Below are 24,751 nucleotides of genomic sequence, written 5' to 3'. Positions count from 1 at the left end.
TCTCCTCCTCCTTCTTTATTTCTTTTTTCTCCAAATGTGGTTCTCTTGACTAAAAAGAAAGTACTCAACCACAACCACTAGTTTAGCTTAAAAAAAACAGTTTGAATTTTATAATAAAATCAAAAATTTAGAAAATAATTAAATCATTCCTTAATAGACGGTCTAGTCGACCTATTCAAGAAAAGTGGATTTGTTTGTTTCAGTTTTTAATAAATAATGATTAAACTTTTGAATCATCAATTCTTCAATAATTTTTATAATTCTCATAAAATCCTTTACTTTAGGGTTTTCATTCCAAATAACAAGTGGCGCTACTGATTCGTCAAGCTCTTCATAATGGCGATCTGAAATTATTAAATCTACTTTTTCTCCTAGAGTATAGCTAAACTCAATTTTCTCTTCACAAATTTGCTGTAGTTTGGTTGTTAATTGAATGGTTTCTGCTTTCCCATAAACAGACAATAACTGTATTCGAACAGGACGATAATCGATTTCTAATTTAATAAATTTTCTAGCTAGTAAAGTATAATTAAGTAGTAAGTCGTTTTTATGCTTCAAAATGGGGTAATATTTACTCTCTTGAAGCAATTCCTTATAAAAATACGCCATCATTAAATGATACACATCTTCCTTTTTATGAATCTCATCCTCTCTTGAAAAGAAAGAACTTTGCTCTCCTTCAAAAAAATAAACACGAAAATGTAAATGGACTAAGTTAGTGTAAATCGCTCCATACTCCGCTGCCGATAAATTTAAACGAAAAAACTCCATATAACGTTTAAGCCAATAATTTGTTGCTTCAAAAACAAGATGTTCTTTGTTTTGCGAAAAAACAAGCATTTCACTAATCAGTGGATCTTCTAGTTCATATTGTGTGTAAATAAACAAAATAGTAAATAAAAATTTGATTTCATTGTGTATTTGACTTTCTTCTAGTGAAAAGAGTTCTTTAAAAAGTGGGTACATTTTTTGCGAGAATAGCTCAAATTTAGGATTTCCATCTATAACAATCTCCATTAAGGGGCTGTCTTCTATTGCATGTTGATTTTGAATTCTCACTGAAATAACACCTAACCAATAGAAGAAAAATTCTTGTTCCGAAATCATAAGCGGGCTGTTTTTAAATTGTTCAATTGCTTCAATAAAAGGAAGCAACTGCTTTTTTTTTATTCCTTTAAAAGGCCATTCCATTCCCCATGATGAATTCCAATAAAAATGAAAGAAAAAATAACGCAATTGCTTTTCTTCTCCTAAAAAATGCGCTTTATTGTTTGGTTTAAACTCTAACTGATATTGTTTTAATACTGGTCGAATTGCAATCAAGCGACCGTATAAAGTACTGTAGCTGATATAGTTTTCATTTGAAAAAGTTGCAATATCAACAAAGTCACCGTTAAAAATAGCATCACAAGCTTTAAAAATATGTGACTCTTTCAAATAACTTAATTCAATCACTTTTAGTGAAAATTTCTCGGACGTTTTTAATTGAATTTCCTTATTTTCTTTTACGACTAATTGAACTGTATTTGACCATTTTTGTAGTTCAAATTCTAATACTTCAATCATTTTTAAAATTGTTTTAGTCGTATATCCTAATTTTATCGCTAGTTCTTTTACTGTAAACGGTCGACTTTCTGAATAGAGCAAACTCAATATATTCATTTTCCTTAATAATATTTTCTCTAAAAATATATTCAAACAAAAAAACTCCTCTCTATTAAAATAACAACTCCTTTGAATAGTATACCGAATCAGCACTGATTTTCTTTTTAATTTTTTTCTTATTTATCCGCTAATAAATAAATTTGAAAAATGGCTAAAATAGTTTATAATCTAATACATTAAAAATTCAATAGCTCTTTACATTTTCTCTCGCTTAAAAATATTCCGGTTGTAATAATAGTTATTTATATGGTTTAACTAATGATTTGACTATTCAATATACCAATTATGAGTAATTATTATCGTAATAATAAGAAATTCTTTCACTTAACTATCAGAATTTTTTTTTCGCTTGTTTAAACGAAAAAAAAAGATTTACGTGACGAAAAAAATAGCAAGTAAACTCATTTTAATTCTTCATAAAATGAGTTTACTTGCTATTATATAAAAATGATCTTTGAGCAATTTTAGTTTTTTCTACTTGTTGTAATTGCTGAGCCAATTTTTTCCACTCTGCTTGTGTAGGAGAACTATTCCAATAAAATATAGTTGCATGATTTGCCTTGATTTCGATACTATCGCTAATAATACAATCGCTAAGTTCTTGAGCTTTTTTATTAATTTCCACATTGTAAGGCATTTTTTTAATTTCTTTTATCAATAGAGTTTCTTCTATTTTTCCTTTTTTAGATAGTAGGTTCACATATAACCGTGGTCGATAATGATTGCTTTCAATGATGGTGCTTAATAATTGCTGAATATAATGATAGAAGCGTGTATCTAATGATACGCTCTCTTCTTTTTTTGCTAGATAAATGGCTTGAAATTTTTCTTTAAATAAAGATGGAATGCCTTGAAGCTCTTCTTCAAACTCTAAATAAAAAATAAACTGATCATTCAAATAACGATGGTAAAACAACGCCTCAAAAAAAGATCCTTCTATCAACAGTGACTCATCTGTCGAGATCACTTCAAAAATTTGATGAAATTGGTTTAAATATCCTTGTGTTTGTTTGTATAAATTTGAGTCTGGTAACTGCTTTGTTTGGGCTTCTTCGATTAGCCTGTTAGTCACCTGAGGTTGAGCAATTAAAAAGAAGATAAAATATAAGAACTCCAATTCATTTCTAATTTCACTCTCGTTTAATTCACTATTTTCTGTAGCAATGATTTTTTTTAGCCATGGTAACAAACGTTGATAGCTTGTACTTGCCCTTGCTATTTCATGAAATAAATTTATTTTTGGAAGAGCATGCTTTGTTGATATTCTAGTTTTTTGAATGCCAATCCAATAAGCCATACGTTCTCTTGAAAGCTCTGTTAAATTCAGTTCAAGGAGCTCTTCTGCTTCTTTTATCTGTTGCTTAACGCTGGATGGTTGGATATCTAAAAATGGCCACTTATTACTCTCATAATGATCCCAGAAAAAATGATATGAAAAAAAGCGAATTTTAATTTCTTCTCCTACAATACTTAGTGGATCGTTTTCAAAATCTAAATCAAAATGCTTTAAATAGTTACTTAATCCCTTTTTCTTTTTATAAAAATGACTGTAGCTAAAAAAATAGTTTTTTGAAAATGCTGTTGAGCTTTCATGTTTTTCAAAGAAAAGGGTTGTATAAAATAGATAGAAAAACGTTTTTTGTTTCAAATCTGAATAAACTATTTCGATATTGAATGTATTTTTTTTAATTAATTTATAGTTGGTTTTCTGTTTTACTAACTGAATTTGGTCGTTCCATTTTGCTAAATAATCCTTCACGTCAGATAATTCTACTATCGTTGTTTTAACGCTTAAATCAATAAAATTTGCTAGCTCTGATAATGGAAAAAAATCCTCAGTTGAATTCAAAAGTTTCAATAACTTAATTTTTCGATCAATTACTTTATCCATTAATGGTTCCATTGTATCGTTCTAACTCCTTTAATAGTAACCCGTCTCCTAATTCATCAATAAATAATGTTTTTTTTACATTTTGAAATTTAGTTCCTACCATCTGTTCTATTTCTTTGCTAGTATATTTTTTTGGCAATACAATAAATTTCGTAATCTTTCGTTCAATTTGTTCCGCTGTTAAAAATTGTACGCAATAAATAAATCCATCGTTCCAATGATCTTCAATTTTCATTATTTTTCTCCTTTCTATTCCTCATAATGGTTAGGTTTTACTCCAAATAGTAGTTTGCCTGTAATTCCTGCACAAACTTGACTAATGTAACTCGGCTCATCTGATGCTCCTCCACCTCCCTCGTCATCTTCGTTGGTAGTTAAAACAACCGTTTGATTTTCTAATAAGCAAAACCGTTTGACTGGATATTTAGGTGCATTTTTAACTTTGATTCGCTCGGGAACCTCACCATTAGGCAATGGAATTTCACTTCGATTTGGTTGTGGCTTGTTAACTTCTTCCGTTTCCGACTCAAACGACGCCTCTCTTTGCTTTTGTTGATGAGGTACCGGTGTGATTTCCACGCTCGGATCTAAGGGATCAACGGGATGAGAACGAACAACGTTTTGTTCCTCATTCGAAGGATCATCTTGAACCTCTGCTTGAGTGACTTTATTGGGAACTAAGTAACCTAATGACAAAATACTGCCAAAAAGAATCCAATTTTTGATAGATGAATACTTCGTTAGTTTATCCATTGGCAATACCCTCAGTTTCTTTATTTTTTTTAATTCTCATTAAAGCTTCTCCAACATTTGCCCAATCAGATGCTGTTGGTGGCATATTCCAGACTAAATATTCACAATTCACTAATTTTTCATTAAAGTAATAGTCAGAAATCAATAAATCTGTCTCACTGGTTAAGGTATCAGAGACCTCAATATTCAAATAGCTAAACGTTTGTAAGTTCGTCAAAATCATTTTGTTGTAGTTCACGCCTAATGAAAAATCGACACAAATTTTAATTGGCTTCATAAAAAATGCGGGTGGAAAGATATTGATAATAATAAATAAATATTGATAAAATAAAAATTCTTTGTTTAGCGCGATGTTTTGGTAACTCTTTTCTTTTGATACTTTTTCTAAAAACTCAATTGAAAAATGATACGCATCCCAATAATTTTCTTTAATATATTCAACGTTCATATTTTTCGTAAACTCCGTATTAATTCGCTCAAAATAAAATACTTTAAAATGAATAAAATCTAATTGCTGTAAAAATTGTTCTTTTAATTGATCTGGAATTTCCTTTGCTAAATAGCTACTAAGTTCTTCCATCAAAAAAATGGAAAACAAATGATAGTCTCTTTTTTCCGATTGGAATGGGATTTTTTTGATTGCTTTTTTTTCAGACAACTGTTCCGTAATAATGGTTTCGCCAATCAAAAAGGCAAAAATAAAGTTTGCTTCTGCAATTAAAAAATTTTGCTGCTCTATTCCCGTATACGTTTTAACAAATTCAATAATCGTTGGATAAATAGCTTCATGATACTGCTCGCGAGGAAGCTCTTTATCTTTTATTTTACTAGCATTAAATAAATAACAATCTGTCCCAATTCTGTTAAACATCACGCCAATAAAAAAAGACAATTTGGTTTTTGTTGCTTCTGAAAACGATTTTTGTTCGATTTTTTCTAAATTGACAATCAAATCTTGAGAAACTGCTTTTAGTTCGTCTGCGAAAGGAAATTCAATTTGATTAAAAACAGGTACATAAAACTGGTAAAAAAACATTCGAATCTTGATTTCGTCACCTGCTAGTTTGAATTTTGATGAAAGTCGAATGTCGTGTTCATTCAATATTTTTTTTATTTCCATTAATCGCTTATAGATTTTTGTGTAACTGACAAAGTTTTTTTCAGAGTAATAATTGATTGTTTCAAAGGTTCCTTTAAAAATTTCATCTAACAACTCGAAAGATAAGGACTGCTTCAAATAAATCCATAGAAGTAAGTTAATAGAAGCAGCTCCAGACTTTTTTAAAAGAATCAATTTATCTGTTTTTGAAATGATGAAATAGCTGCTCAGCTGGTGTTTTTCGATGTCTTCAATCAATTCGTCTACTGTTCTTACTAGGATGAATTCTGATATTTTTAAATTTTTACTAATTGTTGCAATCGAAGCTTGTTGCAAATAACTTTCTTCTAAAAAATTTATTACTTCAATTTTTCGGCTATCTGATTTTTCTAAAAATTTCTGCAAAGTTATCCCTCCGATAAATTCATTTAACTTTAATGTTCATATCTATTGTTGATTTCCGTGTACTTACTTATTTTCATTGCTACGACTCTTTTTTCCATATCGTTTAACAAGAATAAGTACAGTAAGTAGCAACAGAAACAAACACAGGAAGATAAGCCAATTATTTTGCTTAAATGCGCTTCTTTTTTGTTGGTTTATAAACTGTTTTTCAACTTCTTGATATGCTTTTACTGATTCTGATAATGCGGTTTCCTTCTCCTTTTTTACCAAATTGTCTTGATGGACTAAAATAGCTGTAACAATCCAGCGTTGGTCGGTTTGAAAAGGAACATCACATGTAACTAAAGTTAAACGATTATCTCCTTGGTTCGCTAAAATAGATAACTCTGACTGGTGAACAATTTTGCTATTCAATACTTTATAGGTATATAACTCTGATTGATTCGTTAGTTGAATGAGCGCACCCTCTTTTATTTTTAAAAGTGGACCAAACAATAAGGTTTCATCATATAGATGATGGCCTGCTAAGGCATAGTTTCCCACACCTAACTCTTGTTGCTCTGTCATTGTTCCTACACCTGAAAGTAAATTTTGATTGGTTGTGCCTTTAAAAATTGGTAAATTCATATTCAAACTTTCGATTGTCAACTTTCCAATAATTAATTCAGATTTAGGCTTTATTGATTGAAAAGCGATTTCTTTGAGGTTTGGTGGCTGAATACTTTCATAATCAAAAGTAGCAGGTTTTGTAGCGTTCGTAATCCATTCATTTTGCTTATATTCTTTAGTGAGATAATGGTTGGAATAGCTTGCGATTAATTCATTTTTTAACCACGGTGTAAAAATAAAACACAAGCCAATTCCAATTGCTAAAACAATCGAAGTAAGTTGAAGATAGTCTTTTATTTTCTGGTTTTTCTTTTTTTGACTACTCATTTCCAACTGACTCCTTTAGGTTTATTCGTTTCTGTTTTGTCTTTTTCTAGCTTCCATTGCTTTACGTTTTTTACGTTTTTGAGCCATTTTCTTTCTTCTTTCAGCTTCCTCTTTTTGTTTCTTACGACGTCTGTACAAGATGAAAATAAGAAGTGCAATAGCTAATAGAATGACACCAATAATGATATACAACCAGTAAGAAGGATCTTTAATTTGGACATCCTTTGTATTGAGCTCTTTTGCAACTTCGGCTGAAATCGTAAAATCTTTTTTCCATTTCCAGACATTGTCTTTAGATTTTGCTGTCATTTCTAGTGTGTATTCGCCAGCTTCCAGTTTTTTCCCTTCTAGTGAAATGGGATAAGCAAAGTGTGAATTAGGAGCCATCTGCATCCCTTCTTTTGAAGAGCTGTATAAGGTTTTGGTAGTGTCTTTATAGGATATTTTAGACTGAACCGATAGCTGATTAACATAGACTGGAGTTGTATTTTGAATCGTTGCGTTGATTACATTTCGCGCATTTACTTGCCCTGCTTCTACTTTGTTCAATTTTAATAGAGGATCTACTGTCTTATCGTTTACACTTAAAACCATTGCAACTACATAGGCATATTTATTTTGAATTGAAAGGCCTTTGTCGTCACTCGATGTTTTTTCTTCAGTATCTTGTTTTTCTTGTAGTGTAATTCCACCTGCTAAAATGCCATCAAATTCTTCTTTCGGCATTTTCACTGCTAAGGGTAATACAACACTACTTTTAGCGGGTATTTTAATCGATTTATCAACTTCTACTAAATCACTTAACTGATATTTCAATGTTGCATCTTGTTTTTCTTTAGTTGGACTGTATTCCACCACTCCATTTAAATTAGTGGTTGCACTTGTTATTTTGGGCTCTACGATTACATCTTTTTCCGTATCATTTCTCAGTTTTATTTCTAGTAGTTGATCTTTTCCAGGTGCCATTTTCAAATCAAAATATGTCTTGGTTTTATCAATTTGATTTTCGGGAATAACAGGTTCTACGGCAAAATTGAGTTCTGCTCCTTGCACTTCATTAGAATAAAAACCAACAAAACCGAACAAAACTGCTAATATACTAAGTAACTTAATTATTTTTTTCATGATTGGCTCCTTAAAATATAGTATGAAAAGCATCGACCTAGTAGCTGTCGATGCTTTCCATCATTAAAATGGGTAAGCTTTATTCTGGTGTATCGTTTCCGGGTACATCTGTTAAAGTGTACGTTAAAGTTGTTGCATAGGTTTCAGCAAGCTTAGTCAATTTACCAGGAACTGATAATTTAATACTTGTTGCTTTAGCAGCATCATCTCCTGAACGGTAAACATGTGTTCCGGCACCTTCGCCAGCTTTTGCAGTCATCACATTTTGTGCTGCCCCTGTACCGTCGGCTACTAAGGTGAATTCAGTTGCAATAAGTGAAGGTACTTTTGAATCCGTTGCTGTTGCAACTTGACCATTTGCAAATGAAATTTGTGCACCTGTTAATTCACGTTTAGATGTTTTTGAGATAAATTGTCCATTTTGTTTTACTTGTAATGTCCAACCTTGTTCGCCACCACGGTTGTCTGTTATTTGAACGTAATTTGGACGTGTTGTTCCATCTGATAAAGGTTGCGCTTCTGCGAAATAATCTTTATCACTTGAAACAATTTTGTTTTCACCAAAGTATAATGGGGACGCAAAATCGATACTCAAAGGTCCGTTTGTACCTGGTTTGATTGGTTTATCTGGATCTTCTGGATCTACTGGTGTTGTTGGATTTTCTGGATCTAATGGATCTACTGGTGGTGTAATTTCATCACTTGGTGAAAATTTTACCGTTGTATCTGTTTCGTATGTTGCTGGTAATTTACCTGCTTCTGCTGATGCTACTACATTTCCTAATACAAGTGTGCTTGCTAATACTGCTGTTGTTGCCATTAATTTTGTCATTTTCATTTTTAAGTTCTCCCCTATACTGTTTTTTTAGTTGTTTGCTGGTGTATCCGTTAATGTCCAAGTTAATTTTGTTGTATATTTCACTGCATCTTTTGGTGTTTTACCTGGAATTTCTAAAGTAATTGCTTTATTTTTTTGAACGGTTTCAGTTCCTTCTGTTACTTCTTCAACGGTTCCGAAACGGTCAACCCAAGTACCCGCACCGGCTCCATCTGCTGCATTCATCACCATTGATGCTTCACCAGTTGGATCTAGTGTAATATTTTCTACTTTAGGTGCTAAGATTCCTTCTGAAACACTTGCTGCTACTGGACTTACCAATTTAATAACTGAACCTGTCAATTCTTTGTTCATCGCTGTTTCATTTTTTAATTGACCTTCTTGTTTCACTGTCAATGACCAACCTGCATTACTTCCGCGGTTATCTGAAATTTGAACATAGTTTGAAACAAAACGACCATCGCTTAATTTAACTGCATTTGCATGATAAGTTTCATCACGGTTTGTAATTTTATTTTTTCCAAAATCTAAACTAGAAGCGTAATCAATGCTCAACGGTCCAGCTGTTCCTGGATTTGGTTTTTCATCTGGATTTGTTGGATCGATTGGTTGAACCGGTTTGTTAGGGTCTGGATTTTCTGGATCAACTGGTGGTGTAATACCATCAAATGGCACAAATTCAATCGAACCGTTTGATTCATATACGCCGCCGTCTGCTGCTAACGCTACTGATGCTGTGCTTAGTGCTGTTAAGATAATTGCTGATGTTGTGATTAATTTAGTTAATTTCATTTTTATTTCCCCCGAATTTTTTATAATTTATTTTTTAGTTGAAATCGATGATAGAGCAAATATCCATTCCAACATAAAATGACTCCCCCGATAACAAAAAAACTGATTGGTGATTGATCACCTGTTTGTGGTAATTTAGCTCCGTTGGTCACCCCACTGTTTACTGGTACATTAACTTGCCCATTTGTACTTGGTAAAGTAGGGTCAACCACTGGGTTTTCTTCTTCTGTTGGTTCTTCATAGACCCCATAAAATTCAACTTCTCCATTAGACTGATACGCATTTGTTTCAGCTGCAGATACTTTTTTATCCCCCATGGAAAAAGTTAAAATTAGGATGACTGCGATTAAGCAACTATATTTTTTCATCTTTTTCCTCCTTACTTATTAGGTGGAGTATCTTGTAGTGTCCATTGAATCGTACCAGAATAACTTTCTGCTTTTGCTTTCCCACCGTCAATTTTCAAAATCAAGCCTTCGTTCTCTTTGTTCCACGTATCATTAATGGTTAGTGGATCTTCATTTTTATTGGTATGTTCCATAATCGTGGTTGCCGTTTGATTGATAATGGTTGAATCTCCATTTGATGAGTAACGAACTGCATTTGGCAACTCATGACCTGACGTGCTTGTTAAAATAGAAACCATTTTAGCCGTCATTGTCCAGCTTGATTTAATGGCACGTGAGTCTTGTACGGTTAAGTTGTCTTTCATTGTTTCAATACCATAAATTTGATTTTTAGCTGACACTTTCAAATCCTCACCAAATGAAATGGAACTTGGTGCAGAAACGAATTCTAATACTCCAAAAACAGAACCCCCTGGATTGGGAATCGTATTTGATACCGCTTGATACGTCTGCATAGTAGCCGTTGGATCGTTTGCTCCTGGTTTAAAGGGCTCGACTTCTCTTGGTGACTTTCCAACTGCTGTTGCTGTATTCAAAATGGTTTTGTTAATTCCTTTAGCATTCACTTTTGTATCAAATGTTACTCTGACACTTTCTTGTGTATTTAAATCATTGACGTTTATTTTTAACTCCCTAGTTGTTTCATTAAATTGCACTTTATCTGCTGGAAGGTTGCTTCCATTCACCTTAACACTTGATAAATCGACATCTAATCCAACATCTAAGGTATCTACAGCATAAATATCTTTCCATTTTGTGTCGATTGCTGCTGCTTTATTATTTGAAATATCTAAGGTATACGTTAAGATTGATCCTACTTGTGTTGTATTGTTAGAATTATTCACCGACACTGATTTAACCACTTTGTTGGTATCAGGTAATACATCTTGGATGGTTACTTTTGGTGCTGCTTCAAAGATTGCATCATGATAAGCTAACGTTGTTTTTGGATTTTTATTTCCAACTGTATTATTTGTCACAGGTGGATTGTCAACCCCTATCGCGCTTCCAGCTTGATCTTGTAAGAAGATTTGCACAACGTCATTTTTTTCTAAATATCTCGGTAAATCAAAGGTCCAACTTCCATTACTTGCAACGATTGCCGATCCTGTTATTTCTGTCTCATTAACTGTAATACTCACTAAACTATTCGGTTCAGCTGAGTGACCTGAGATTTGTTTAGTTGCATTATTAATTGTGGCTTCATCATTTATTTTTGTTGGTGTTGGTGGCGTTACATCTTTAGAAATTCGATCTGGTGCAATCAAATCTTCTGGTAAGCTACTGTGATTCCGATTTGAATTTGGATCACTAACACCACGCCACGCTTTGATTACTTTTACTTGATCGCCAGTTTCAACAAACTGATTATTGGGTAGAGTGATCTTAAACATCCCTGCACGTGGTTTTTCTCCATAGATACTCAAACCTGGGCTATTATTATTCATTCCAATCGTTGGCGCAGTAAACTCTGATACTGTGCCATTAGGCTTGGTTACTTGAACAACCACATAACTCTCATCTGTCCATGAATCACGGCCATCCGTTGTCCCAATTGGAACTTTTACGTGACCAAAAATCGATTTATCCGCATTGGTGGGCATTCTTAATTCATCTACAATTGGAGCGGCATTATTTCCACTCATTCGTGAGTAAGAAGAAGCTCCTTTTGATCCATATGAATTAGCACTTGTATTAAATTCCGTTGGTACATTTGTAGAATTGATAGTGACAAAGTTGGCTCCAGATAAAACATAATCAAATAATGACCAGTTTTTTGCAGGATCTCCATCTAGGTTGTCTCCAATGTTCCAAACACTTAAATCAGATTGAGTAGAGGTAAACGTTGAGTTTGCTCGCACATCAAAAACATAACCACCACCTGTACGATCATTTCTAAAATCGTAAAAAAGTGGTTTATCTACTGAGATGGTGCTGACTCCAGTATTAAAGATTCCTGAAGTTGCTGCTCTTGTGTTCCCTTGGGCAACAAAAACCGTCCCCTCTCCAGCTGTAATACTTCCCGTTCTAGTTCCCATATCAATAGCGGGTCCATTATCAGCAAGTACTTTTACTTCAGATCCTTTGCCTGTTAATTCAAAGTCTCCACGATTATCTGTATAATAGATTCCCTGATTTCCTGCATCTACTCCACCATTATTAGGAGTGCCATTCCCATAATTTCGGATAGCTACCTTCCCACCTGAATTAACAATAAATTTATTATCCGTTCCATACATTCGGACTGCAGGTGCAGCTCCACCGGTTTTTGTAATATTGATTTCTGAATTTTCACTGACGTTAAACGTCATGTTTCCTGAAATTCTAAAACGCAATGTCGCACCAAAGTTATTCGCGTTATTATCGGATTGAAGATTTAATTTTGATCCCCCAGAAACATTAAATACTCCTCCTGAGCTATTCATTAGCATGGCTACAGTTCGTTTGCTATGAATTTTTATCTCAGCTTGATTTTTAACATTGATTTCTGTCCCTGCTCCAACGATGGAAATTAACGCCCCACCATCACCTGTTGCATTCGAATTTCCCTCAACACTTAAAAGAGTTCCAGGATCACTCACTTCAAAATCGGTTCTAGCTGTCATTTGCATGGCAACATCTGCTTCACTATAGAAATTAATAACTGAACCGCCATTAATTGTTACTTTTGAACCAGCAACACTTGAATAATAATTGTTTCCATTGACACTAGAGTTTAGTTTAGCACCATTAATTACATTGAAGTTCATGGCTGTAAATACTGTATTCGCATTGCTTAAATTATACGTACTATTTCCACCATCAACTGTAATCGTTCCATTGGGTACATTGATAAAACTAGATACATTCCCTGTCTCAGCACCATTTACATTTCTAACCACAACTTCCCATCTACTACTATTAGCAGCTGTTGCTGTAACGATGGCTGCAGCTCCTGCTTTTTTTACAGTCAAGTCATTTAGTTCTAGTACACTCCCAACAGGTCCAGCGCCTAACGTAATACTGCCATTGTTGGCTCCAAAATCAATTGTATGACCGTTGCCGTTAATAGTGATGGAACGCGTGTACGTACCTGCTGCGGTACCTGTTCCACGAGTTAAATCTGCGGTTACATTAATACTTGATACTGCCGCGTTTCCTAAGGCGCTAATAAATTCAGTCCATGTTGATACATTAGTTCCAGCACGAGGTTCAACTGCTAAGGCGTTGATTTTCATCGTTTCAAAAGCTGGGTCTTCCAATATCTTTTCTGTTGTTTTGGGTTCGATTGAATCCGTAATTAGTGTTGAATCAACTGGCGCATCATCTTTTTGTTCTGGATCTACAATAGAAACTTCTTGAGTAATAGTTTCTTGCGATGCTACTTTTGCGTTAAAGGTTCCTTCACCAATTTCTTTGGCAATAAAAGGCAATTTTAAAACCATATTGCTTATCTCGCTCGCATCGTCATCAATAGTTGCTACTGCTTGTTCTTCTTGATTTGGTTGAATGGTAACAGTAGACGTTGCTTGTTGATAAGTAATAGTTGCTTTTACGTGTTCATTTTGTTTGATTGCTTTAATTTCATCAAAAGAAACAAGTGGGGGTACTTCTAATTCAACTTTCGTTGTTAAATCTGCTGGTAGTTCTAATTGGATATCAAAAGAGGTATTCAAATCCTGAACTGGATTTGTCTGTAAACTTAGACCCTTTACAGTTGGTTGGTCTTCTTGCGTTGCTTTAATTGTTGGATCAGAATTTAATCCTCTCACAATGATTATGCTCATCAAAACAAACAGACCTATTATTGTAACTATTCCTAACCAATGTTTAGATTTCAACTTGTTCTCCTTTCTTTTACAACTATTTTTCTATTATTGAAAAATACTAGTAAAGTTTTAATTTTATTTAGCTCCCCCTCGTGAACCAAATAAGTAAGTTTCCTTCACCTTTTAAAATGAAGTTTTATACATCAATTGCTCACTGTCCCCTTTCCTTTAAGCTATAACAAAATAGTAGCATAGGTCTTTTTTCAAAACTGTTTTACTTTTTGGAAAATTATCAAAAAAAAAAATCAAAAATCAAACTATCGTTGTTATATCAGAATCAGTATATATCGTTATTTTATTTAGAAATTTAAAATCTCTCCTTTTCTCTTAAATAAAAATTCATTTATCGGGTAAAAAAAACAAAAAAAGCTATTTTCTACTTAAAGAAAATAGCTTTTTTATTAAATTAATTACTTTTTATACATTTAAGGACCTGCTATCAAACGCCATTTCATTTCACCCATATAAGCTCCTTGATGCATTTGATTAGGAGGGATTGATAGCTCAACAGTTTCAAAAGGAATCACCACTTGCTTCGACACCTGACCTTCTCTAACAGCTGAAATCAAGGTTTCTGTCCTATCATTGCTGATTTCAAATGTTTCGGATGGACTGAACTCAGAAAGGGTCTCATGGTCTGAGTTTATATGGAAGATTTCAGCTTCTTTCGCTTTTAAAAATACTTTTGCACCTTTTGGACGTAAATCCTTATTCTGCTTATTTAGAAAATTCAAGCTAGCAGACAATTGCCATCCTTCCATATTCTCCTCACTTAAAGCTCTTTGATCTTTTATTCTAATTTTAAACCCTTCAGTTAATGCATTGGAATAAAGTGCATCTCCCTGCTGGTTCTTTGCCTGCTTGTCTAATTTTATTTTTGTTGTAGTTGAGCGGATTTTTGCAGTTTCAAAATAAAAATGGCCTGGTAATTTTTGTAGAACCAGCTCCCCTTTTGCGCCTGTATTAGGGCTATCTTCCTTATAGACAGTTAATGTAATTATTTTTTCTACTGCAGCATCGCCTTTACCATTTTTTAGATTCAGATGAATCCGATACTCTCCTAACTTGTCTGGCGTAAAGGTAGTAATTGTTTGATTATTTAACGTCATATGAATCAAATCTGTCAGTTTGCCTTCTACTTTATCAAGTCCTTCAATGCCAAAAATAGCCATCAAGTCTAATGGGCCACTAAATTGTTCTACTTTGATAGATTCAAGGCCTTTTGTAAAATTAATAACAGGTAAGCCTTGTTGAAGATTCCCATGATCATCGTCATTGTATACAATAACGTGAACTTGTTTTGTAGTTGTAAAGTGATTGGTATCTGTGACTTGATACGTTACTTGGTAGACACCTAATTTAGAGGGATCGACATTGTTTTCCACAACTGTTATGCCATTCGTTAAATCCTTATTATCATAATCCTTAGCCGTTACTTCCTGTAAAAGAGGCTCATAGTCTGTTCCTTCAACAATAAATTGCGTATCTCCATTTATTTCAGGAGCATTTTTAACCTTGATTGTCACATAATGAAAAGTGAAATTTGCGGATTCATCAATAGAGACTATTTCAATCAGATATTCTCCGACTGCTTCTAACATACTTCCATCAAAATTAGAAAATGTATCTGCTTCTTCGTTTACTTTCAATTGAATATCTTGAAAAAATTGTTCTTCTTCGATAACCGTTCCTTTTTGATAGATTATTTCAGCCTTACTTTCTAAAATAGGTGGATGCGTGTCTTCTACATAAATCAAAAAATCCGTGGAAACAACGTCTTCAATGCCACCCTTCACTTGATACTTGCCTATTTTTTGTAAATTTAAATTGGAGGACAAAAACGTCAATTCTTTTGTGCGATTTTCACCAGTCACTTGGTCTTTTGCTTCCGCATTAAAGAAGGGAATAACCTCGGTTAATTCTTGATATTCCCCTCGCTCTACCACAATGTCTTCGCCATAAATAGCAAGAGGATTGTTCTTCTTTACGACAAAATCGTGCTGAATTGTAGCTGACTTTTTTTCTCCATCTTCTCGATAAATCGTTACGTTGACACCGATTTCTTCCTCACTTACCGAAGTAATTAAATAGCTCAGTCGGTTTTTTTCATCCATTCCTTTAAAGGCAGTTGACTCTATCACTGGAACCTCAAAACGATCGCCAACTTGATACGTTCCATCTACTGGTAATGTAAATTCTTTATAGGGATTAATTTTTTGAATTTCACGATAGCCTGTTGTTTTCAGCGTATTCGTCAATTTAGATTGATAGTAAACGGTGTCTACGCCTAATACATTACGGTAATCAGAATGAACAATTGTACTCGTTAAGTCCTTTCCACTACTACCTTTTGATGAAACATTTTCCATTAAATTGATTTCTGTCGAAAGATTCGCAAGTATCGGTGTCCCTGTTATAAGTAGTGGCGCATCGCTGATTCCAAATTCTATCAACAGAGTTGCAGTATCTTTAATAGCTGTCGTCGCTGTTGGTTCTGGGTAATGAACATCACGAATATAATTATCAGGCTCAATACCTTCATAACGAATAAACGCTTCGATTTTTTCATCGCCATTTTCCATTTCCAAAGTGACGAAAGTTAATAAACTTGACTGTTGCGTTGTTTCAAGGAAGCGATACTCTTTGGGTTGCAATTGCTCATCTAAAATAGTGTAAAAGCTTGTTTTTTTAGATACGATCTTGGGGACGATTTCATCATTTCCTGCACTGTCTCCGCCTATCACCAATCCCTTACCTGCTAAGTATTTAAATGTATTTAAATTGGAATTTTCTGTTGCAAATACTTTGGTGTCGTTAACTTGGTTCGTAGTGGAATCATACTTAGAGATAACCATCTTCGTTTTTTGTACTGCGATAAAATAGTAAATACCTGGCTGATCTGAGGCGACAACATAATTAGAGATGGGTTCCTGTTTGGGAAAAATAATCTCTGACGAAAGTGGGATTAATTCTGATTTTCCAGTTCCATTTTCTATTTTAACAGCATACAGTTTGTGATTTAAAATTATTGTAATAAAAAAAAAGGTGTCTTTATTTACAAAGCTTCCTCGATAGGCTTGATTTGGATCCTCCTTATAGCCGATTGCATCAATTGTTTCAACAGCAATCGGTTGATTGTTTTTATCAATTAAGACCGATAGAATTTTATCTTCATAACGTAATGCTACAATCACTTGCATAAACGTTTCTCCGTCACGACTGACCTCCTTTGCAGCGAGCGCCTTAGAGTATTTCATATCATAACTTAGAATTTTTGATAATTTCAAATTAAAATGAACGGTGCCATTCTCATCTATTTTTTTGACAATAGGGTAGGATCCTCCAGTAGGAGCAACGCCAGTTTGTGCTCCAGCCACAATAAAGCTGCCATCATCAGATTTTGCTAAATACGTGTATTGAGTACCACGATTGCTTGCAGCGATATAACCTGTTTCCTTAACTGTTTTAATCCAAACAATTTTTTTAGTTTTTTGATTGATTCGGGCAACAAAACCAATAGTAGCAATTTTGTTAGTAGCAAATAAATAAGGTTCATTGTTTTCGTCAAGAATTGGCATCCCTTGAACCTCTTCTACCGAAGTCGTACCAATCACGATAGCATCTCCGTTACTGGCATAAGCTATACTTTCTGAAAAGTTAAGGGAATTTAAACTATTTGAGCTTTTAGTACCTGAAAGATCATAACTATTTTCAGCATTAACATCAATGGCCCCACCTTTAAATACACCCTGTGCGTGATCAATTTCTGGCGATAGCTCCCACAACTTTTTTTCATCCGCTAAGAATGGCTCTTCCTCAACTGCAAAAACAATTCTTAATGAAAAAATACTCGTGACTAGTAGTAGAAATAGTAGCAATTTTTTTACATTCATTGCTAAACTCCCCCCTTCTTTTTAATGTCTTTTTTAGTTTCTCTCTATCAGTATAAAAAATTAAACATTTTAGTCAATCAACAAAAAGAAAGAGAACAATTACATTCTTCCCTAAATGAAAGTCTCTTTCACCTTTTAAAAGCTTTAGGTATCTAGTTTTATCTAAAAAAACAACAATTTAAGCTTGTTCTTTTTTTATTTTTGACACTTGAGATTGGAAATTAAGAAATTGTAAAAAGAATGAGAACTTGCTATGTTTGCTATGTATTCCAAATATCGTTAACACTCGTTGGAGTACGCAACAAAAAGATGATAGCATTCAGCTATTATAAACTTTAGGAGGAAAAAATGAAAAAAAAATTACTTATCATCGGCTTGATTTCAACTGCAACTCTTTTAAGTACGTCAGTCGTTTTAGCAGCAGATGCCCAAGAAGGAACAACAGACCTACAAGCTGAATTTTTAGCTGGAACGGTTACCTCACCTGAAACAACAGATCCATCCGATACATCAAACCCCGGTACAGGAAATGAAGCAGCCTCATTGGCTTTAATGCGTATTCCTAAATTGTTCAACTTTAAAAGTACTGCTATAGCAACAGGAGCTGCCTCTATTCCCTTAGCAGATACTTCTCCTACTTATTATACTGAAGTTGAAGATGTACGTGGAACACATGTTGGCTGGAATCTTACCGCTAAAATCAGCAATAAACTTACTAGTAGTTCTCAAGGTGCATTATCTGGTGCAGCGATTTCAATGCCCGGTGTTTCCATGAAGAGCATTCGCGGAACTGTAAGTAGTCCTACCGTTACTCCTATTCCAAATGATGCGATTCTTCTTTCAAATGACAGTACACCTGATTTGGTTGTGGATGCTACAGACGGTCAAGGCGCTGGAGCTTGGCAAGCCTTAATCCCTGCAGATCAGCTTCAATTAAAGGTGGCAGATTTGGCAAAAGTAAAAGTTGGCGACGATTATGCTGGAAAAATTACTTGGACCTTAACTGCTGGACCAAATCAAACACCTTAATAAACTATCAGCATTGCGTAGGAAATTTAATCAAGTTCTTGCGCAATGAATTAAAGGAGTCCTACTATTTTGAAAAAAGAACCATCCGTTTTCCTTGTATTGCTTACGACATTTTCTCTATTCCTTAGTTTCTATTGGTTCCCCTCTTTAAGTGTTGCCGAAACAAAAGGCAATAATCAATCTGTTGCCTTTACAGTCAAAGCTCTTTTACCAGAGAACCAACTCACTCCTGAAAATTCATACTTCGATTTAGAAGTCACTCCAAATTTTTCACAAGAAATCCAACTTGAATTACACAATAATACCAATGAAGAAATCACGGTTGAAAATAAATTCCACTTAGCTAAAACGAATCGTAATGGATTAATTGAATACTCTGATCGATCAGGTCTTGAATCCTATCGATTAGAACAAACTATTACCAAATTGGTGGAAATTCCTAAGGAAAGTCGGGATGTAGTTATTCCACCGTATCAAAACCGATTCGTTTCCATATATATTAAAATTCCTGATAACCACTTCCAAGGGGTACTTCTTGGCGGAATCGAATCTCAGTTAAAAAATAGCAAACAAGACGAAGCTCAGCTCACCAACAATTTTTCTTATATTACTGCACTGATGCTGTCTGAAAAAAAATATGTTTCAGCAAATTTAAATCTGCTTCGTGCAAAGGCAGATTTAGTAAATGACTATCGATCCATCAATATCAAAATTGCCAACACTACTCCTGCTATTGCCAACAATGTGACTATCCATGCAACACTTACCAAAAAAATCAAACAGAAGTATTAAAAAAAAGTCAGCTTAAATCCGCTACCTTTGCACCTAATTCTGTAATGGATTTTCAAATTCCTTGGGGAAACACGGATATGAAACCAGGTAAATACACCGTTCATACTACAGCAAAAAGCGCTGATAACTCATGGTCTTGGTCAACTGATTTTGATATAAAAAAAGAAGAAGCAAAAAAATTAAATGCCAACGCGATTGATCGTTTTGTCTTGCCTAAACTCTGGGTCATTCTTTTTGCGAGTTGCAGTTTGAGCGTGGGAATATTATTGATTGTTCTTAATAAACGAAATCGTAGGAGGAAGGCTGGATGACTTTAATGTATTACTTAATCGCTTTTGGCGCCATTCTCGTTACAATTAGTTTCGTTGAATTTTTTTATTTTTACCATCAAGAAATCACTTATCATCATAAACATCCTGAAACCTCTAAAAAAAGTTGGATTCCTATCCTCTTACTTTTTTTAGTTACGTTACTAGAATTGATATTAGTGGCATTTTTACTTGTTTTTTATTCTTTTTAACAGACGAAAAGCTCAGATTCTATAAGAATCTGAGCTTTTAAATTAGACGATTAAATTCAAAGTCAAAGCGCCAATCAATCCCACGATTGAAATAATTGACTCTAAAACGGTCCATGTAGCAAATGTTTCTTTAATGGATAAGTTAAAGTACTCTTTGAACATCCAAAAACCTGCATCGTTAACATGAGAGGCAATCAAACTGCCTGCTCCAGTAGCAATCACCATCAATGCTGGATTGGTTCCAGTAGCTGCCATTAAAGGCGCAGCCAAACCAGCTGCTGTCAATGCAGCTACTGTTGCAGAACCTAGACAAATTCTTAAAACTGCCGCAATTACCCAGCCTAAAATCAAAGGGGATAACGTTGAGTGGACAAATAATTGTGCCACGTAATCTCCCACACCACCGTCAATCAACACTTGTTTGAAGGCTCCTCCACCACCAATAATCAATAACATCATTGCAATTTGTTTAATGGCTTCCTCTGCTGATTTCATAATTTCTGGCATCGTTTGTTTGCGACGTATCCCCATCGTATAGATTGCAAACAATAAGGATAAGAGCATTGCCATACCTGGGGTGCCAATAAAAGCAATCACTTGATCAAACATAGAAGATTTTTCTGTGATTTTTCCACCACTTAACAGTTCATAACATGTTGCAAGCGCCATCAAAATAACTGGGAATAATGACGTCAATGTACTGATTCCAAAACCTGGTGTTTCTTCAAGAACAAATTTTTTCTGTTTTCCTAAAGCTGCAATATTTCCTGTGCGATTAAATGCATCTGGTACAAGTTTTTGTGCTACTTTTGTATATAACGGACCTGCAATAATACTTGTTGGAATCGCTATCAAAAAACCATAAAGCAATACCATACCGATATTTGCGTTATAAATTCCTGAAATCGCTGTTGGAGCTGGATGAGGAGGTAAAAAACCATGAGTGACAGATAAGGCTGCAGCCATTGGGATTCCTAAGTAAAGTATTGAAATCCCTAGCTCACTTGCAATGGTAAAAATAATCGGAATTAGTAAGACAAGACCTACTTCAAAGAACAGCGCAATCCCAATAATAAATGATGCAATTAACACCGCAATTTGAATTTTCTTACGACCAAACTTATTAATAAGGGTTGTGGAAATACGGTATGCTCCGCCGGCATCTGACACTAACTTACCTAAAATTGCTCCAAAACCAAAGACCAATGCCAAATGGCCCAACTGACTACCAATACCATTTTCAACAGTGGTAATAATTTGCGTTAACGGCATTCCTAACCCAACTGCGACTAAAATTGAAACAATGACTAAAGAAACAAATGTATTTAACTTCACCTTCATAATCAAGAACAAAAGAATTAGAATACCTAAACCTACTATTAATAATTCCATCTATTTTCCCTCCTAGTGGTTGATGCTAATGAGTATATTTTCGTTGAAAATCGGCAATCGCTTGAAATTCACTTTGTAGCAGTCGAGTAGTGCGGATAAAAATAGGCAATAATTCACGATAGACTGGAAAATGAGCTTCATTAGGAATATGTTGATTCGTTACCCCAATCATCGAGGACACTTCCTCAATGGATTCAATCAAGCCTAGACTTTCCATTCCAATAACTGCTGCTCCTAAACAAGAACTTTCATAACTTTCTGGAATGGAAACCTCTTGTTCAAATATGTCTGCTAATAGCTGACGCCATAATGCAGAACGAGCAAATCCTCCTGTGGCATGAATTCTTTCTGGTCGTTCAACCAGCTCTTCCAAAATCAACATCACTGAATATAAGTTAAAAACAATCCCTTCAAGTGATGCTCGCACCATATGTGCTCTTGTATGTCTCGTTGTTAAGCCAATAAAAGAGCCTTTTGCATTGGCATCCCAAAGAGGTGCCCGTTCCCCTCCTAAGAAAGGATGAAACAGCAATCCATCTGAACCTGCTGGAATTTTTTCTGCAATCTGTGTTAAAATTTCATAACTGTCAACTTGCATTTGTTCTGCAGTAATTTTTTCAGGGGCAAATAATTGATCTCTTACCCAGCGGAAAACAATTCCCCCGTTATTAACTGGCCCACCAATCACCCATTTATCCTTTGTAAGAGCATAACAAAACGTTCTACCCTGAGCGTCTGTCACAGGTTTATCGGTAACCATCCGAACAGCTCCACTCGTACCAATTGTCAAGGCAAGAGTTTTTCCATCAATCGCATTGACTCCTAAATTAGATAAACAGCCATCACTTGCGCCGACAATAAAAGGTGTGTCAATCGGCAATCCCATAACTTCAGCATAAGATTGTTTTAACCCCATTACTTGATGATCAGTTTCAACTAACTCAGAAAGTTGCTCGTTGGAAATATCCAAAAGCGCAAGAACTTCATCGTCCCAACGTAATTCGTGAATATTGAATAAGCCTGTTGCCGATGCAATTGAGAAGTCCACTTTAAATTGACCGAATAGTTTATAAAACACATATTCCTTAATCCCAATAAAATGAGCCGTCTGTTGAATCAAGTCAGGATGTTCCTCTTTTAGCCACAAGATTTTACTTAAAGGCGACATCGGATGAATCGGTGTTCCTGTCCGGTGATAAATTGCTAAGCCTGCAGCTGAATTTTTTAGTTCCTCTGCTTGATGATAAGCGCGATTATCCGCCCACGTAATGCAACGAGTCAACAATTGATTCTCTTCATCTAGCAAAATTAAACTATGCATCGCACTTGAAAATGAAACCCCAGCGATTCTAGCCACATCTGCTCCACTTTTTCTAACCACCGCTGTTAGAACATCAATCACGGTTTCAAAAATCTCATCCGGATCTTGCTCCGCCATATCTGGTATTTCTTGATACAATGGATACTCTTTATTAGCATATCCTTTAACATTTCCATTTTTATCATACAAAACAGCTTTCGTACTTGTTGTGCCAATATCTACACCAATGACATAATCTTTCATTTTTCTCCACCTCTATTTCTTTTCAACTTCATGACCACCAAATTCATTTCGTAATGCTGCAACGACTTTTCCACTAAACGTATCTGGATAAAGCGAGCGATAACGCATCATCAAAGACATTGTAATAATCGGCGTAGCCACTTGTTGTTCTAAAGATTCCTCAACTGTCCACTTGCCTTCACCTGATGAATACATGATTCCTTGAATTTCTTCTAAACGTTGGTCTTTTTTAAAAGCTGATTGAGTCAGTTCCATCAACCATGAACGAATAACCGAACCATTATTCCAAACCTTCGCTACTTTTTCATAATCAAACGAATAAGGAGCATGTTCCAAAAGATCAAAACCTTCGCCAATGGCTTGCATCATTCCATATTCAATCCCGTTATGAACCATTTTTAAATAATGTCCACTTCCAACTGCTCCGGCATATAAGTATCCGTTGGCAACTGCAATTCCCGCGAAAAGAGGTTCAATTTGTTTAAAGATGTGTTCATCGCCACCAATCATAAAACAAGCGCCTTCTCGAGCGCCTTTCATGCCACCAGAAGTTCCTACATCAAAAAAATAAAGCTGTTTTTCTGCCATTAATTTGCCACGTATCACAGACTCCTTATAATTAGAGTTCCCACCATCAATAAAAATATCTTCCGGTTCAAGGAGTGTCATCATTTCTTGAAAAATAGCTTCTGTTGGTGCTCCACTTGGTACCATTGACCAAATGATTCGTGGACGCGGTAGTTCTTCAATCATTTGACTTAAATGGTTGACCAGTGTCATTTCATTTTGATTTTCAGCTAATTGAGGTAAGTGTAAATCATACCCCACAACTTGATGTCCTGCATCCACACAATTTTCTGCTAAATTAATGCCCATTTTGCCTAATCCAATAATGCCAATTTTCATCATCGTCACTCCTTGACCTATTTTTGAGACGTCATACGTCGTATGTCTATAAAAATGATAACGCTTTCTAAAACGAATGTCAACCATAAAAAAAACATCCCTGGAGTTTGGATGCTTTTTTAAATATTTAATTCATCTTTGTTGTAGCCTAGATGTCGCTGCATTGCCTTTTTAGCAGCCTCACCATCTTTAATTTTTATCGCTTCCACAATTTGTCGATGGGTTTCAATCGTTTCTTCTTTTAAACTTCGATTGGTTAAATTAATAAATAACGAAATGGCCGTTTGAATAATCGGAATTAAACTAGGTACTACGACATTTTTACTCGCTTTTGCAATAGCCGAATGTAGCTGGATATCTTTTTCTTCATGGTTTTTATTTTCATGAATCAGCTTCTCAATCGCTAAACATATCGCTTCCATTTCTTCTACCTCAGCAGGAGTCGCGTGTTCTGCTGCTAATTTGGCTATTTCAGGTTCAATCATCACACGAACATCCATTAAATCGTGGCTTAGCCTTTTTTTATCTGTAATAAAGCTCAAACCAAGTGGATCTTCTGTCAAACCAGGGTTTTCAGATACAAATGTCCCCTTTCCTCGTTGGATTATTACAACATTTCGTGCAGCTAATAATTTAATGGCTTCTCGAATCGTTCCTCTTCCAACGTTTAATTCGGTTGCTAGTTCAAATTCATTTGGTAGCTTATCTCCCACTTTATAGCGCTGTTCCTTAATGAACTCTTCCATCTTACTTGCCACTTGTTGTGCTAATGACTGACCTTTTTGTTGACTGCTTTCCAACATAATTGTGCTCTCCTTTTTAGCTAAACCGGTTCAAGGCTCTAGTCCGCTGGTTCTTTCTATTATTGTACTCAACTCCTTGACTTGAATCAACTCTTACTAATAGAAGATTAATAGACCAATTTAACTGAATTT

Annotated in this window: 18 protein-coding genes and 1 pseudogene; 3 read left to right on the top strand and 16 right to left on the bottom strand. The window is 34.8% G+C overall.

Annotation, left to right across the window (positions count from 1 at the left end; all coding sequences use genetic code 11):
* Nucleotides 1-171: 171 nt before the first annotated feature.
* The 12 genes from BR52_RS00855 to BR52_RS00800 form a co-directional block, all read right to left on the bottom strand.
* On the bottom strand, nt 172-1,698 hold the full coding sequence (locus tag BR52_RS00855; RefSeq protein ID WP_034568350.1) for an AcpB/EbpR/MafR family transcriptional regulator: 1,527 nt from the start codon (nt 1,696-1,698) through the stop codon (nt 172-174).
* A 394-nt stretch (nt 1,699-2,092) separates the two neighbouring features.
* The gene (locus BR52_RS00850; RefSeq protein WP_034568348.1) at nt 2,093-3,568 is read right to left on the bottom strand and encodes an AcpB/EbpR/MafR family transcriptional regulator; all 1,476 of its coding nucleotides are present in this window, start codon (nt 3,566-3,568) and stop codon (nt 2,093-2,095) included.
* Nucleotides 3,549-3,791 carry a hypothetical protein gene (locus BR52_RS00845; protein WP_034568346.1) on the bottom strand — a complete coding sequence of 81 codons (243 nt, stop codon included), beginning with the start codon at nt 3,789-3,791 and terminating at the stop codon, nt 3,549-3,551. The genes BR52_RS00850 and BR52_RS00845 overlap by 20 nt, the downstream gene beginning before the upstream one ends.
* A 14-nt stretch (nt 3,792-3,805) precedes the next feature.
* Nucleotides 3,806-4,309, bottom strand: coding sequence for a hypothetical protein (locus BR52_RS00840; RefSeq protein WP_034568344.1), 504 nt, complete (start codon nt 4,307-4,309; stop codon nt 3,806-3,808).
* Nucleotides 4,302-5,813 (bottom strand): AcpB/EbpR/MafR family transcriptional regulator, encoded by a 1,512-nt coding sequence (locus BR52_RS00835; RefSeq protein WP_051915583.1) that lies wholly within the window; start codon nt 5,811-5,813, stop codon nt 4,302-4,304. Before BR52_RS00835 ends, BR52_RS00840 begins: the two co-directional genes overlap by 8 nt.
* Before the next feature lie 63 nt (nt 5,814-5,876).
* Complete coding sequence (locus tag BR52_RS00830; protein WP_034568341.1) at nt 5,877-6,749, bottom strand: class A sortase; 873 nt, start codon at nt 6,747-6,749, stop codon at nt 5,877-5,879.
* A gap of 21 nt (nt 6,750-6,770) precedes the next feature.
* Nucleotides 6,771-7,874, bottom strand: coding sequence for a WxLIP family cell surface protein (locus BR52_RS00825; protein ID WP_034568340.1), 1,104 nt, complete (start codon nt 7,872-7,874; stop codon nt 6,771-6,773).
* 79 nt (nt 7,875-7,953) lie between these two features.
* Complete coding sequence (locus BR52_RS00820; RefSeq protein ID WP_034568339.1) at nt 7,954-8,712, bottom strand: WxL domain-containing protein; 759 nt, start codon at nt 8,710-8,712, stop codon at nt 7,954-7,956.
* Between the two features lie 27 nt (nt 8,713-8,739).
* The gene (locus BR52_RS00815) at nt 8,740-9,504 is read right to left on the bottom strand and encodes a WxL domain-containing protein (protein WP_034568338.1); all 765 of its coding nucleotides are present in this window, start codon (nt 9,502-9,504) and stop codon (nt 8,740-8,742) included.
* 20 nt (nt 9,505-9,524) lie between these two features.
* Nucleotides 9,525-9,872: an LPXTG cell wall anchor domain-containing protein gene (locus tag BR52_RS00810; protein WP_051915582.1), complete on the bottom strand. Its 348-nt coding sequence runs from the start codon at nt 9,870-9,872 to the stop codon at nt 9,525-9,527.
* 11 nt (nt 9,873-9,883) lie between these two features.
* The gene (locus tag BR52_RS00805; RefSeq protein WP_034568337.1) at nt 9,884-13,663 is read right to left on the bottom strand and encodes a pectate lyase-like adhesive domain-containing protein; all 3,780 of its coding nucleotides are present in this window, start codon (nt 13,661-13,663) and stop codon (nt 9,884-9,886) included.
* A gap of 482 nt (nt 13,664-14,145) precedes the next feature.
* Nucleotides 14,146-17,613 (bottom strand): immunoglobulin-like domain-containing protein, encoded by a 3,468-nt coding sequence (locus tag BR52_RS00800; RefSeq protein ID WP_034568336.1) that lies wholly within the window; start codon nt 17,611-17,613, stop codon nt 14,146-14,148.
* Between the two features lie 348 nt (nt 17,614-17,961).
* On the opposite strand from BR52_RS00800, the gene BR52_RS00795 reads away from it, so the two are divergent.
* From BR52_RS00795 to BR52_RS00780, 3 genes and pseudogenes are all read left to right on the top strand, one after another.
* Nucleotides 17,962-18,642 (top strand): WxL domain-containing protein, encoded by a 681-nt coding sequence (locus BR52_RS00795; protein WP_034568335.1) that lies wholly within the window; start codon nt 17,962-17,964, stop codon nt 18,640-18,642.
* 69 nt (nt 18,643-18,711) lie between these two features.
* Nucleotides 18,712-19,745 (top strand): annotated as a pseudogene (locus BR52_RS00790) (WxLIP family cell surface protein).
* Entirely contained in the window at nt 19,742-19,954 is a 213-nt protein-coding gene (locus tag BR52_RS00780) for a hypothetical protein (protein ID WP_034568329.1), read from the top strand. The pseudogene BR52_RS00790 and the gene BR52_RS00780 overlap by 4 nt, the downstream one beginning before the upstream one ends.
* A gap of 42 nt (nt 19,955-19,996) precedes the next feature.
* On the opposite strand, the gene BR52_RS00775 is transcribed toward BR52_RS00780, so the two are convergent.
* Genes BR52_RS00775 through BR52_RS00760 form a run of 4 tightly spaced genes read right to left on the bottom strand, consistent with a single transcriptional unit; the run spans nt 19,997 to nt 24,619 of the window.
* Nucleotides 19,997-21,346: a gluconate:H+ symporter gene (locus BR52_RS00775; protein ID WP_034568327.1), complete on the bottom strand. Its 1,350-nt coding sequence runs from the start codon at nt 21,344-21,346 to the stop codon at nt 19,997-19,999.
* Between the two features lie 25 nt (nt 21,347-21,371).
* The gene (gntK, locus tag BR52_RS00770; RefSeq protein ID WP_034568325.1) at nt 21,372-22,910 is read right to left on the bottom strand and encodes a gluconokinase; all 1,539 of its coding nucleotides are present in this window, start codon (nt 22,908-22,910) and stop codon (nt 21,372-21,374) included.
* A 12-nt stretch (nt 22,911-22,922) separates the two neighbouring features.
* The gene (gene gnd / locus BR52_RS00765) at nt 22,923-23,903 is read right to left on the bottom strand and encodes a phosphogluconate dehydrogenase (NAD(+)-dependent, decarboxylating) (protein ID WP_115588682.1); all 981 of its coding nucleotides are present in this window, start codon (nt 23,901-23,903) and stop codon (nt 22,923-22,925) included.
* Between the two features lie 32 nt (nt 23,904-23,935).
* Nucleotides 23,936-24,619: a FadR/GntR family transcriptional regulator gene (locus BR52_RS00760; RefSeq protein ID WP_034568321.1), complete on the bottom strand. Its 684-nt coding sequence runs from the start codon at nt 24,617-24,619 to the stop codon at nt 23,936-23,938.
* Nucleotides 24,620-24,751 lie beyond the last annotated feature (132 nt).

Origin of the sequence: Carnobacterium divergens DSM 20623 (genome assembly GCF_000744255.1) — a bacterium.
Classification (GTDB): Bacteria; Bacillota; Bacilli; order Lactobacillales; family Carnobacteriaceae; genus Carnobacterium; species Carnobacterium divergens.
This window is presented reverse-complemented; position numbering and strand designations above follow the sequence as displayed.